The sequence below is a fragment of the Sinomonas sp. genome, from assembly GCF_051955515.1.
Taxonomy (GTDB): domain Bacteria; phylum Actinomycetota; class Actinomycetes; order Actinomycetales; family Micrococcaceae; genus Sinomonas.
In genome coordinates, this window is the sequence record NZ_JBQCGQ010000203.1 from 1 (window position 1) to 12412 (window position 12412).

A 12412-nucleotide genomic window follows, 5' to 3' on the forward strand; every position below is an offset into this window, starting at 1 on the left:
CGGGCTCGACGACGACAATCGCGTCACGGTGATCAACAACGAGGCCCGTCGGCTCCTCCGCCTCGAGGGCACCGCGCTCGGGCAGCGCATCGGGGAACTCATTCCGGCCGGCCGGCTCAGGGACATCCTCACAGGGAAGGCATCGGGCGCCGATCAGGCCGTGCTCACGGACGACGCACTCCTCGTGGCGAACCGCATGCCCGTGAGCGTCGGCGGGCGGAGCGTCGGCGCGGTGGTGACGCTCCGGGACCGCACCGAAGTCGAGGCGCTCGTGAGGGACCTCCGCTCGACCGAGGGCCTCATGGAGGCGCTGCGCGCGCAGGAGCACGAGTACGCGAATCGGCTTCACGTGGTGAGCGGGTTGCTGGAACTCGGGGACGTCGATCAGGCCCGCACCTTCATCTCGGGCGTCGCCGACACCTCCCGGTCGCTCGGCGAGGGCCTGCGAGCGCGCATCGAGCCGCCCGAGCTCGCCGCGCTCATCCTCGCGAAGGTCACGGTTGCGGCTGAGCAGGATGTGCAGTTGTCCGTGACCGACGACTCGCAGCTCCGGCAGCCTTTCCTCTCGAGCCAGGACCTCGTCACCATCGTGGGCAACCTGCTCGACAACGCCGTGGACGCCGTCGTCGGCCAGCCCGGCGCGCGCGAGGTGAAGCTCCAGCTCGATGACTCATCCGGCATCTTCATCTCGGTGACCGACAACGGTCCGGGCGTGCCTGCGGAGGCGGTGGACGCCGTCGTCCGCGATGGCTATTCGACCAAGCGCGGCAAGGCGGGCAAGCCGGCCAGCATGCGGCGCGGGATCGGGCTCGCGCTCGTGGCGCGGATCGTGCACCGGCACGGTGGCACGATGGACGTGTTCGCGGGGCCGGGCGGACGGTTCGAGGTATGGATTCCGACGGCGGGGCCGGCGGCGGAGGCGGAAGCCGGAGAAGGAGTGGCTCAGGGATGATCCGAACGCTCGTGGTCGATGACGACTACCGGGTCGCGCGAGTCCACGCAGCGCATGTGGGGCGCGTCCAGGGCTACGAGTGCGTGGGCGAGGCGCACACGGCGGCCGAGGCGCGCGAGGCCGTGGCGCGGCTCAAGCCGGACCTCCTGCTCCTGGACGTCTATCTGCCGGACGACGACGGCATTGCCCTGCTGCGGTCCCTGCGGGAGGCGGGCGAGGACGTGGACGCGATCATCATCACGGCGGCGCGCGACGTCGCCACCGTGCGCGCGGCGATGCGCGGCGGTGCGGTGTACTACCTCGTCAAGCCCTTCGGGTTCGATCAGCTGACGGCGCAGCTCGCGGCCTACCGGAGGTGGCGGACCGAGGCGGAGTCTGGCCATATCTCGGGCCAGACCGACGTCGACGCCCTGTTCGCCGCCCGGCACGCGCCCACTCCCCCGCGCTCAGCGCGCGCCCTGCCGCCCACCATGCAGAAGGTCCTCGATGCCGTCCGCACCGCCGACCATCCGCTCGGGGCGCAGGACGTCTCCGACCTGATCGGCATCTCGCGCCCCACGGCCCAGCGCTATCTGAGCGAGCTCGAGCGCAAGGGCCGCCTCGAGCTCAGGCTCGAGTACGGCACGACGGGCCGCCCGGTGAACACCTACACGGTGCCGCTCGGCGCCTAGCCCTCTCCGCTTGCCCCGTCACGTCCGCAGGGTGTGAACCCTGCAAAGCTGACGGGACAAGCGGAGGGGGAGATCCAGCTCATGGAAAACCTTGACAAGCTTGTACAAGGATTTCCATACTGGAGCCATGCCTGCAACCCTCACAGACGTCGCCAAGCGGGCGGGCGTATCGCTCGCCACGGCGTCGCGAGCCTTCAGCGATCCCGGTCGCCTCGCCGCAGAGACGCGGCAGAAGGTCCTCTCCGCGGCTGAGGCGCTCGGCTACGCGACGCAGACCGCAGCCAACGGCGTGCGGACGGTCGCCGTCGTCGTCCCCGACATCTCGAACGCCGTGTTCGCCGCCCTCATCAAGGCCATCCAGGAGCGCGCGTGGCCCGGCCGCCATCGCATGCTCCTCGCCGACACGGGCGGGTCGGAGGACCGCGAGCGCGAGCATCTCGCGTCGCTCGCCGGCTCGGTCGACGGCGTCATCCTCTGCTCTCCCCGCCTCCCTGCCGCGGACATCACGAAGGCCGCTGGCGGCATGCCGCTCGTGGTCATCAACGGCGAGGCGGACGCCGCACGCGTCCTCATGGACGCCGGCGAGGGCCTGCGGCAGGCGGTCGAGCATCTCTACGCGCTCGGGCATCGCAAGTTCGCCTACGTCCCGGGGCCGGCGTCGTCGTGGGCCAACGGCCAGCGGGCGGCGACCGTGAAGCGGCTCTGCGAGGAGTGGGGGGTCGACCTCGTCACCGTGGGGCACCAGAATGCAACGGTCGACGGCGGCCTTGCGGCGGCGGCGGCGGTCGTCGCCAGCGGCGCGACGGCAGTCATCGCGTACAACGACCTGGTCGCGGTCGGCCTCTTGGCCGGGGCGCGGACGCTGGGCTATCACTGCCCCGAGGATGTGAGCGTGGTGGGCATCGATGACCTCGACATCGCCGCGGCAGCGGAGCCCGGCCTGACCTCGGTGCGGGTCGCGATCGAGCGAAGCGGCTCGCTCGGCCTCGACCTCCTGCTCGAGCAGATCGCGGGCAGGTCGCGTGCCACCGAAGCCGTTCATCTCGGATCCCAGCTCATCGTCCGTGGCTCGACCTTCGCTGCACGCGGCGCCACAGCTCTCCGGAGCGGAAAGAACGGAGACCCCACGTGAGGATCGTCATCGCCGACCGCAACCTCATGCCTCATCGGCTGCTCCTCGAGGAGTCCCTCCCTGCGGGCTCAATGACCTCCTGGCACGAGTCGTGGAACGAGGAGGCCCTCGCGGCCGACCTGCGCGACGCGGACGTCTACGTCGGCGGCCGCTTCACCGAGGCGATGGGCGCGGCGGCCGAGAAGCTGCGGCTGGTCCACGTTGCAGGCGCGGGCTACGACGGCATCAGCGCCGACGCGCTTCCGGAAGGCGTGGTCTGCGCGAACACCTTCCACCACGAGGACTCGATCGCGGAGCAGGTGGCCGCCGTCGTCGTCGCCCTGCGCCGGGACCTCCTCGGCCAAGACTCGGCCCTGCGCACCGGAACGTGGCAGTCCTCGGTGTACTCTCCGTCCACCCCGCAGCCCGAGACCCTGCGCGGAGCCACGGTTGCCTTCCTGGGCTTCGGCCATATCGGACAGGCCGCGTGGCGCCTGCTCCGCGCGTTCGGCTGCGAGGGCATCGCCGTCACACGCAGCGGTTCGACCGACGCCAACCAGTACGGCCTCCGCTGGGCGGCGTCCACGGACCGCCTCGGCGAGGCCCTCACCGAAGCCGACATCCTCGTGGTGAGCATCCCGCTGAGCGAGGAGACCCGCTCGGTGATCTCCGCCGTCGAACTCGACGAGCTCGGCCCCGGCGGCCTGCTCGTGAACGTGGCGCGTGGGCCCGTGGTCGACGAGGCCGCACTCTACGAAGCGCTCCGCGACCGCCGGATCGCTGGCGCGGCGATCGACGTCTGGTACCAGTACCCGGGCAGCGATGGGAAGGCCGAGCCCTCGTCCCTGCCGTTCGGCCGCCTCGACAACGTGATCATGACGCCCCACTCGTCCGGCGTCACAGCCGAGACCTTCCGCGGACGCATCCGTGACATCGCCGAGAACATCACCCGGCTTACCCGCAATGAACCCCTGAAGAATGTAGTGATTCCCGCCTCATGAGCACAGCAGCCGTCCGCACCATCGCCGCCGTCGACGTCATCGTCACGAGCCCGTCCCGCAACTTCGTCACCCTCAAGATCACCACCGACGACGGCATCGTCGGCTGGGGCGACGCGACCCTCAACGGCCGCGACCTCGCCGTCGCCAGCTACCTCCGCGACCACCTCGCCCCCGCGCTCATCGGCCGGGACGCGGACCGCATCGAGGACACGTGGCAGTTCCTCTACAAGGGCGTCTACTGGCGCCGCGGGCCGGTCACGATGGCGGCGATCGGCGCCGTCGACCTGGCCCTGTGGGACATCAAGGGCAAGGCGCTCGGCGTCCCCGTCTACCAGCTCCTCGGCGGGGCGGCGCGGGACAAAGTCCTCACCTACACGCACGCGACCGGCTGGGATCTGCCCGAGCTGCTGGATTCCATCGAACAGCGGCGGGAGCAGGGCTTCCGCGCGGTCCGCGCCCAGTCGGGGGTGCCGGGGCTCGACAAGGTCTACGGCGTCACGAAGGGTGAGGCTAGCTACGAGCCCGCGGGCCGCGGCGGCGGGCCCGCCGAGGAGGTATGGGACACCTCGGCCTACCTGCGCCACGCCCCCAAGGTCCTGCACGCCGTGCGCGAGCACGTCGGCCCCGAGCTCAAGCTCCTCCACGACGTGCACCACCGCCTCACCCCGACCGAGGCCGGCCGGCTCGCCCGCTCCCTCGAGGACGTGGACCTGTTCTGGCTCGAGGACGTCATGCCCGCGGAGAACCAGAAGCTCCTGCGCGCCGTCCGCGCCCAGACCACGGTCCCGCTCGCGATCGGCGAGGTGTTCAACACGATCTGGGACTGCGAGCTGCTGCTCAGCGAGAGGCTCATCGACTACATCCGCACCGCTGTGGTGCACGCGGGCGGGATCTCGCACGTCCGCAAGATCCTGGCCCTCGCCGAGGTCTACCAGGTCAAGGGCGCCCCGCACGGACCCTCCGACGTCTCCCCCGTGAACCTCTCGGCGTCCCTGCACGTGGGCCTTGCGACCACGAACTTCGGCATCCAGGAGTACATGGGCTACGACCCGCTCGTCTCAGAGGTGTTCCGCAGCAGCTTCACGTTCGACAACGGCTACCTCCACCCCGGCGATGAGCCCGGGCTCGGCGTCGAGGTCGACGAGGAGGCCGCCGCGCGCTTCCCCTACTCGCCCGCCTACCTGCCGATCGCCCGCGATCTCGACGGCACCATGAAGGACTGGTGAGCATGGCACTCCCCCAGCTTTCGGCAAAGTACGACGGCGCCCCTCGCCTCGCCGGGCTGCGTCCCGGGATCATCCACCTCGGCTTGGGCAATTTCCACCGGGCACACCAAGCCGTGTACACGCGGGCCGCGCTGGACGCCGCCGGCTCTGCGGACTGGGGGATCATCGGCGTCGGGAGCCGCTCGGCGTCGGTCCCCGACGCGATGAAGGCCCAGGACATGCTGTACACGGTCGTGGAGATCGCGCCGGAGGGCGAATCGTTCTCGATCCCCGGCGTGCACACGGACGCCTTCACAGCCGCCGCTGAACCCGAGCGAGTCGTCTCCTCGATCGCGGCGGCCGGGACCCGCATCGTCTCGCTCACCGTGACCGAGAACGGCTACTACTACAGCCCGCGCACCGGCCACCTCGCCGTCGACGACCCCGCGATTCAGCGCGACCTCACCGACGCGGCCCGGCCCTCGACGCCGATCGGCCAGATCGTCCGCGGGCTGCAGTCGCGGGCGCAGTCACATGCGGAGCCCATCACGGTACTCAGCTGTGACAATCTCGCCGACAACGGGCACCACACGGAGCGGCTCGTAAAGGAGTTCGCCGGGCTGCTACCCGAGGCGGAGGCCGTGGAAACGCTCGCGTTCCTCGAGCGGCACGTGACGTTCCCGTCCACGATGGTGGACCGAATCGTGCCGGCGACGACCGACCACTACCGGCGCCTCGTGGCCGAGGGATGCGGGTATCGCGACGACGTGCCCGTGCCCGCAGAGCCGTTCACGATGTGGGTCCTCGAGGACCGCTTCGCCGCCGGACGCCCCGACTGGGAGGCGGGTGGCGCCATCTTCTCCGACGAGGTCTCCCGGTACGAGGAGCTCAAGGTGCGACTCCTCAACGGCACGCACTCGCTCATCGCGTACCTTGGGGCCCTCACCGGGGCGGCGACCATCCCGGAAGCGGTCTCGACCCCCGAGATCGAGGCGGCGGCCCGCACCGTCCTGCGCGACGAGTATCGTCCGAGCGTCACGGCCCCGCGGGGCACGGACCTCGACGAGTACGAGGGGCAGCTCTTCACGCGGTGGCGGAACACCGCCCTCGGCCACCGGACGAGCCAGGTCGGATCCGACGGCTCCGTGAAGCTGCGCCAGCGCATCCCCGCTCCTGCGCTTGCCTTGCTCGATGCCGGTCGGACGCCGCACTTCCTCGCCCTCACGGTCGCGGGCTACCTCGCGTGCCTCGCTCCCCTGCCCGGCTTCGACGCCGGTCCGAACGCCGCCGCGATGGTGGACCCAGCTCGCGGTGCGCTCGCGCAGGCAGCCGAGCAGTCGTCGTCGTCCGCTGACCTGGCGCGCCGCGTGCTCGGCGAGCAGCACCTCCTCGGCGAGGAGCTCGCGGGCCGGGACGAGTTCATCGCGCGGACCGGGGAGCTCCTCGACACGATCCGCCGCCACGGCGCTCTCGCGGCGGCCGCCGAAGCCGGAGCGGCCTCGGCCAACCACTGACCGCCCCCACCCCACCCCCACCCCCCGCCGAGGTCGGGCCCCCTGCCGCCGAGGTCGGGCCCGCTGCGGCCGAAGTCGGGCCCCCTGCCGCCCGACCTCAGCACCACACCACCCGACCTCAGCACCACGACCACACCGAGCAGTTCCATTCAAAGGAGTATGGATATGACCTCACTCAGCTCAGGCACCGCCGTCGACCAGTCGAAGGTGCGCAAGGCGGCGTTCGCGGGCCTGATCGGCACGACGCTCGAGCTCTACGACTTCGTCATCTACGGCACGGCGTCGGCGCTCGTCTTCAGCAAGCTGTTCTTCCCGAACGTCTCGCCGGCTGCGGGCCTTCTGGCGAGCTTCAGCACGTTCGCCGTGGGGTTCCTGTTCCGGCCAATCGGCGGGGTGTTCTTCTCGCACTTCGGAGACAGGCTCGGGCGCAAATGGGTGCTCGTCACCACGCTGTTCCTCATGGGCGGTTCCACGCTCGCGATCGGGATCCTGCCGACGTTTGACCAAGTGGGCCTGCTCGCGCCGCTGCTGCTGATCGTCTGCCGGTCGGCGCAGGGCTTCGGCGCTGGCGCAGAGCAGTCGGGCGGCGCGACGCTGCTCACCGAATCGGCGGCTCCGGGAACTCGCGGCCGGCTCGCGTCGCTCATCATGGTCGGCGCTGCTGCGGGCACCGCGCTCGGCGCGCTCGTCTGGATCGCGGCGCAGGCCCTCGCGCCGAACGACATGATGACGTGGGGCTGGCGGCTCGTGTTCATCTCCAGCATCGTCGTGACCATCGCGGCGATGATCATGCGGCGCAAGCTCGACGAATCACCTGTGTTCGAGGAGATCAAGCAGGAGCGCGAAGAGCCCCCGGCACCCCTCAAGGAGGTCATGAAGCACGGCAAGGCGAACGTGCTCCGCGTCATCTTCATGAACCTCGGCGTCAGCACGCAGTCGTACACGATTCAGGTGTTCATGGCGTCGTACCTCATCACGGTTGTCAAGACCGACCCGAAATACATCCCGGTCGTCCTGCTCATCGGCTCCCTGTGCGGCGGCTTCGCGGCTTTCGGCTTCGGGTTCCTGTCGGATCGGATCGGTCGGCGGCGCGTCGTCTCGCTCATCACCGGCGTGCTCGTGCTGTTCCCGGCGCCCGCGTTCCTCCTGCTGACCACGGGCGACCCGGTGGCCATCATGCTCGTGATCGTGATCGGGTTCATCCTCGCGTGCCAGGGCGTGGTGGGCGTGCACATGAGCTACTTCCCCGAGGTGTTCGGCAGCCGCTACCGGTACGCCGGTGTCACGCTCGGGCGCGAGTTCTCGGCGATCATCGGCGGCGGCATCGCTCCCATGGTCTGCGCTGGCCTGCTCGCGGCGTTCGGCAATTCGTGGGTGCCGATCGCGATCTACATGGGCGCGACGATGCTCGTGAGCTTCATAGCGACGCGGCTCACGCCGGAGACCCTCAACCGCGACCTCACGGATCCGGCGGATGCCAGCGCGCGGCGCGCTGCCGCCGTCGTGCCTGCCTCTGCGAAGGCCTGACACACCCTGCCGAGGAAGCGTGAGTTCTGGGTACCACCGGCCGAGCCGGAAGCCCGGAGCTCACGCTTCTGCCTACCCCTGACCGCCTGGCCGGTACGAACCGGGCTGTCCGTGCCTGTGCAGGAACGCCGCGATGCGCTGCGGGAACTGCTGGGGATCGACGGCGGGCCCCGGAGGCTCCCCGCGCACCCGTTCGACGAGAGGCCGGAACCCGTCGTCGACCGCGGCCTTCGCGGCCCGCAGCGAGGGCTGGTCGAGGTCGGCCCACGCGTCGAGCAGCTGGGCGAGGGCGGCATCGAGCTCGCCGTCCGGGACGGCGGTGGTGATGAGGCCGGCGTCTTGAGCTTCCTTCGCGGGCAGAAGGCGGCCGCTGTAGAGCAGATCCTTGGTGCGCGCGGGGCCGATCCGCATCGCGAGCCGTATCGCGAACGACGGCGGCACCAGGATCCCGAGGCGAGAGACCGGCATCCCGATCCTCGCCGAGGCGGCCGCGAGCTGGAGATCGCACGCGAGGGCGAGCTGGCATCCGCCCCCTGCGGCGATCCCTTCCAGCACCGCGACCGTCGGCATCGGCAGGTCCTCGATAGCCTGGAGCGCCTGCTCCATCACCCCGAGGCTTTGGGTCATCTGGTCGGCGCTGGCGTGCTCCCATTCGCGCAGGTCGGAGCCCGCGCAGAACACGCCGCCCCGGCCGCGGACGACGACGGCCCGCACCGAGTGCTCGTTCGCCAGCTTCCGCGCGGCTCGGCCGAGCTCCTCCCACTGGTGGGTGCCGAGGGCGTTGAGGCGTTGCCCTGCGCCGAAGGCAATGGTGGCTACGTGGTCTCGAACCTCTGCGGAGACCGCCTCAGGCATGCCGCATCGCTCGGCGGCTCCTGTGCTGACGTTGCTGCGTCTGTGCGGCATCGGACGTCGCCCTCGGGTGAAGCAGGAGGAGCGAGATCATGCTGACCACGGCGCAGAAGATCAGGTAGACGGAGATGGCCGTCGAACCTCCCGTGTTCTGGAGCAGCCAGGCCGCAATGAGCGGCGCGGGACCACCTGCGATGACGCTCGCCAACTGGTAGCCCATCCCTGCGCCGGTGTAGCGGATGTCGGGATCGAAGCTTTCCGCGATGAGCGCTGCCTGAGGGCCGTACTGGATGTCGTGGAAGATGAGGCTCACCACCACCGCAATCCCGATCAGCAGCGCGTTGCGCGTATTCATGAGGCCGAAGTACGGGAATGCGTACAGCGCCGTGAGAACGACGCCGATCCCGTACACGAGCCGGCGCCCGAATCGGTCGGAGAGCATCCCGAAGACGGGAATGCTGATCAGGCCGAGGGCGGCGGCGATCAGGGTGTCGACCAGGATGCCGTCGCTATTGACCTTGAGCTGCTTCGTCGCATAGGTGATGACGAACGTGATGAAGATGTAGAACGGCGCCTGCTCCGACATGCGGACGAGTGCGGAAAGGAGAATTTCCTTGGGCTGCCGGCGGATTGCCTCGACGAGGGGAACCCGGACGACCTTCTCGGCCTTGCGGACCGCTTCGAATTCGGGGCTCTCGATGACCCGCAGCCGAACGAATAGCCCCACGCCTACGAGCACGATGCTCGCGATGAACGGAATTCGCCAGCCGTAGGTAACGAAGTCCGCGCCGGTGGCGCCGGTGGTCAGCCGAACGAGGCCGGTTGAAAGGATGAGACCGAGGGGAACACCCATCTGCGGCCAGCTCGCCGACAGCCCACGGCGATGCTGCTTGCCCCATTCCATCGCGATGAGCACCGAGCCGCCCCACTCGCCGCCCACGCCGATGCCCTGGATGATCCTGAGCACCACCAGCAGAATCGGTGCCCACACGCCGATGTTTTGATAGGTCGGCAGCAAGCCGATGAGCACGGTGCCGAAGGCCATCAGGAACAGCGTGGCCATGAGGGTCGTCTTCCGGCCGATGCGGTCGCCGTAGTGGCCAAAGATGGCGGCACCAATAGGGCGCGCCACAAAGCCGACGAATTGCGTTCCGAAGGCGGCAATCACGCCATTGAGCGAACTTTCTCCGCCGGGGAAGAACAGCTGGGGAAAGACCAGGGCTGCTGCTGTCCCGTACAGGAAGAAGTCGTACCACTCGATGGTGGTGCCGACGACGCTCGCGTAGACCGCGCGTCGAACGGCCTGTTCCCTGGTGACTTGTTGAACACTCATCATTCCTCCATCGGACTGATGGTGGGCCTTGAGGGCCCGGGTGCGGATTCTTCTGACTGACCGGGGTGGATGTTGTCAGGGCCGCGGCGACGATGGGCGGGCAGGGAGCTAGGGGGAAGCGAGCCTTCGCACATCGGCGGTCATTTATCGCCGAGGCGGGGGACGTTTGGAGTTGGTCATCAGCCGTCTCCGCGTCATCGTCCTTCTAGAACCCGAATATTGGATCCAAGACCCATCGTCCGAACGGGACCGGCCCCTGTCAATGGGGAATCACGAGCACGAGGCCGAACTCGGTTCGTCAGTGGCCACCCGCCGCTACGTATTCGGCGGCGTTGTAGTGAATATGCAACGTCTTGATGGTCCCGTTGCTGAATTCGAAGAATTCCGCGAAGCGCACGGTTCCGTTGGGGAGGACGGCGTCGTAGAGGACCGCAGCGCTGTCGTCGGCGACCACGGCCTGCACGAAGGAAACCTCTCGGACGGCCTCGACGAAGCCGCGCACGCCCTGAGCGAACCGCCCCGCCCCCGCAACCACGCCCGCGATAGGGCCGTCGAAGACGAAGTAATCGGCGAGCAGTGGCATCAATTCCCGCCCGTCGCCATACTCCTCGATCCCGCCGGTGAGGATCGTGTAGTAGGTGCGGAGTAGAGGCGAATCTCCGAGGTGCGCGGTGGCGGACATGCTGACTCCTCTCGAGGGCCGGTTGCGCCCAGCCTACGTTGCGCTGTCACGTCCGCAGGGTGTCTTGTTCAGGAATGGCCGGGGCTTTCGGGGGCAGCGCCCTTGCCCTTGCCGTGCGAGCCAGACTCGGTGGCGTCGTCGTCTGGCTTCTGGCTGTCGTCTGGCGTTTGGCTGCCGTCTGGCTTCGGCTTCGCGGACTCATGCGCGGCCGTGATCTTGGCGCAGTAGTCGGCAATATTCCCATTGCCCTTCGCGGCGGATTCCAGGGAGGCGTAAGCGGCCGACGACGGGTGCAAGCCACCGTGGGAATAGGCCGTGCACAGACCGAACGCCGCAGGCCCCGTGGCGTCTGGGCCCTTGACACTCGCGGTCGGACTCGGCTTTGCCTTCGGGCTCGGTTCAGCGGTATTCGGCGCGGTGGGCGCGGGGGTGCCAACGGCAGCATGTGCCCCCTGCTGCAGCGACTCAGGCAGCGAACCGGTGTACGCGGCTGCCGCGGTGCCCCCGAGCGCCAATGCGCCGACAGCGAGAGCGCCAGCAGCAATCTTGCTGGTGATCAAGGTGGTGAAAAGCGACATCGAGCCCTCCCCGCAAACTACTGCACTCCGTCATCGCCCAGAACGAATCTCCTGCAGCATCAACAGTCGCATGAGAGGCAGAAGGCTGTCCCGCGTAGCCAATACTCGAATTCCCGCGGACGGAAGTCGTGAACTACCTGAGGAATTGCTGACCAACACCTAAATCGGCGACGAAGCCTCGAGCACAGCGGTGAGCCGGCCGCCCTCAGCCTCCAGCCACGCAAGCCGGCGCTCGATCCGCTCCCCCACCCCGTCCTGCCACATGCGGAGCCAGCCTCCGCCGTCGTGCTCTGCTCGGTATTTCATCAAGTGCCAGCTCCGCTCGGTTCTGCGGAAGGCGGTGGGCACGAGGCGTTGGCGGTCGACGGCGGCGAGGCCGTAGGCGTCCGCGATCAGGCGGGTACGGGCGACGGCGTCGACTCCCCGGAGCGGCGGAGTCCTGTCTTCCTCGGGCGCGAGCGGCGCCCACCAGAGGCAGAGGTTGAAGACCTCGTCGACTCGTGTGGCCGGTTTCGCGAGGTCGAAGTCGATCAGCGCCACCGCCTCCCCGTCCCGGAAGACGACATTCTCCGGCGTGATGTCCAAATGCCCGACGAATTGCGGCTGGGCCTGCGGTTCCGGGGGCATTCCGGGGATCTCGGGTGCCGCCACCGCTTCAAGGATGGACGACGACGGCGCAAAGCCGGCCATCGCGTCATCGAGGCGCCGGACAAGGCGAGCCAGAGAGATGAGGCGCGTCTCGTCGGCCAGCCACGCCGGGTGCGGGCGGTTCGCGACCTCACCATCGATGTAGGTCAAGATCTCGCGGCCGCGCTCATCGATCCCCAAGAAGCGCGGGGCGCCGTCGAAGTGCTGTGCTTCCAGATGCTGCAGGATGGCATGGACGAGCGGCGAGTGCGAGCCGAGCGGGCGTCGGACGGTGTCGCCGAGGCGGACGACCCCCTCGGTGACGTCGCCGCCGGGGAGGGGGATCTCAATCTCGGAAT

General features: G+C 68.9%; 12 protein-coding genes. 7 read left to right on the forward strand and 5 right to left on the reverse strand.

Translation table 11 applies throughout. The features are described 5' to 3' along the window. The 7 genes from ACTHL9_RS11850 to ACTHL9_RS11880 all read left to right on the forward strand — a co-directional run. On the forward strand, positions 1-952 hold a 952-nt coding region (locus ACTHL9_RS11850), incomplete at its 5' end, for a sensor histidine kinase (RefSeq protein ID WP_440519303.1). After that, positions 949-1623, forward strand: coding sequence for a response regulator transcription factor (locus ACTHL9_RS11855; protein ID WP_440519305.1), 675 nt, complete (start codon positions 949-951; stop codon positions 1621-1623). The genes ACTHL9_RS11850 and ACTHL9_RS11855, both read left to right, overlap by 4 nt. Before the next feature lie 127 nt (positions 1624-1750). Continuing rightward, on the forward strand, positions 1751-2755 hold the full coding sequence (locus ACTHL9_RS11860; protein WP_440519307.1) for a LacI family DNA-binding transcriptional regulator: 1005 nt from the start codon (positions 1751-1753) through the stop codon (positions 2753-2755). Then, on the forward strand, positions 2752-3735 hold the full coding sequence (locus tag ACTHL9_RS11865) for a 2-hydroxyacid dehydrogenase (protein ID WP_440519309.1): 984 nt from the start codon (positions 2752-2754) through the stop codon (positions 3733-3735). Before ACTHL9_RS11860 ends, ACTHL9_RS11865 begins: the two co-directional genes overlap by 4 nt. Next, on the forward strand, positions 3732-4961 hold the full coding sequence (gene manD, locus ACTHL9_RS11870; RefSeq protein ID WP_440519311.1) for a D-mannonate dehydratase ManD: 1230 nt from the start codon (positions 3732-3734) through the stop codon (positions 4959-4961). Before ACTHL9_RS11865 ends, manD begins: the two co-directional genes overlap by 4 nt. A 2-nt stretch (positions 4962-4963) precedes the next feature. Next, positions 4964-6454: a mannitol dehydrogenase family protein gene (locus ACTHL9_RS11875; protein WP_440519312.1), complete on the forward strand. Its 1491-nt coding sequence runs from the start codon at positions 4964-4966 to the stop codon at positions 6452-6454. A gap of 165 nt (positions 6455-6619) precedes the next feature. After that, complete coding sequence (locus tag ACTHL9_RS11880) at positions 6620-7981, forward strand: MFS transporter (RefSeq protein WP_440519314.1); 1362 nt, start codon at positions 6620-6622, stop codon at positions 7979-7981. A gap of 72 nt (positions 7982-8053) precedes the next feature. Here the strand turns inward: ACTHL9_RS11880 and ACTHL9_RS11885 are convergent, their stop codons facing one another. The 5 genes from ACTHL9_RS11885 to ACTHL9_RS11905 form a co-directional block, all read right to left on the reverse strand. Next, positions 8054-8836 (reverse strand): enoyl-CoA hydratase/isomerase family protein, encoded by a 783-nt coding sequence (locus tag ACTHL9_RS11885; protein WP_440519316.1) that lies wholly within the window; start codon positions 8834-8836, stop codon positions 8054-8056. Beyond that, positions 8829-10166 (reverse strand): MFS transporter, encoded by a 1338-nt coding sequence (locus ACTHL9_RS11890; RefSeq protein ID WP_440519318.1) that lies wholly within the window; start codon positions 10164-10166, stop codon positions 8829-8831. The genes ACTHL9_RS11885 and ACTHL9_RS11890 overlap by 8 nt, the downstream gene beginning before the upstream one ends. Positions 10167-10464: 298 nt before the next feature. After that, positions 10465-10848, reverse strand: coding sequence for a hypothetical protein (locus ACTHL9_RS11895; RefSeq protein WP_440519320.1), 384 nt, complete (start codon positions 10846-10848; stop codon positions 10465-10467). Positions 10849-10916: 68 nt separating this feature from the next. After that, positions 10917-11426, reverse strand: a complete 510-nt coding sequence (locus ACTHL9_RS11900; protein ID WP_440519322.1) for a protein tyrosine phosphatase — start codon at positions 11424-11426, stop codon at positions 10917-10919. Between the two features lie 159 nt (positions 11427-11585). Next, the coding region (locus ACTHL9_RS11905) for a phosphotransferase (protein ID WP_440519323.1) at positions 11586-12412 on the reverse strand (827 nt) is incomplete at its 5' end.

What these genes read in the sequence shown, in the direction of transcription:
- ACTHL9_RS11855 (WP_440519305.1), top strand. Translation starts at nt 949, where the DNA reads ATGATCCGAACGCTCGTGGTCGATGACGACTACCGGGTCGCGCGAGTC.
- ACTHL9_RS11860 (WP_440519307.1), top strand. Translation starts at nt 1,751, where the DNA reads ATGCCTGCAACCCTCACAGACGTCGCCAAGCGGGCGGGCGTATCGCTC.
- manD (WP_440519311.1), top strand. Translation starts at nt 3,732, where the DNA reads ATGAGCACAGCAGCCGTCCGCACCATCGCCGCCGTCGACGTCATCGTC.
- ACTHL9_RS11875 (WP_440519312.1), top strand. Translation starts at nt 4,964, where the DNA reads ATGGCACTCCCCCAGCTTTCGGCAAAGTACGACGGCGCCCCTCGCCTC.
- ACTHL9_RS11880 (WP_440519314.1), top strand. Translation starts at nt 6,620, where the DNA reads ATGACCTCACTCAGCTCAGGCACCGCCGTCGACCAGTCGAAGGTGCGC.
- ACTHL9_RS11885 (WP_440519316.1), bottom strand. Translation starts at nt 8,836, where the DNA reads ATGCCTGAGGCGGTCTCCGCAGAGGTTCGAGACCACGTAGCCACCATT.
- ACTHL9_RS11890 (WP_440519318.1), bottom strand. Translation starts at nt 10,166, where the DNA reads ATGAGTGTTCAACAAGTCACCAGGGAACAGGCCGTTCGACGCGCGGTC.
- ACTHL9_RS11895 (WP_440519320.1), bottom strand. Translation starts at nt 10,848, where the DNA reads ATGTCCGCCACCGCGCACCTCGGAGATTCGCCTCTACTCCGCACCTAC.
- ACTHL9_RS11900 (WP_440519322.1), bottom strand. Translation starts at nt 11,426, where the DNA reads ATGTCGCTTTTCACCACCTTGATCACCAGCAAGATTGCTGCTGGCGCT.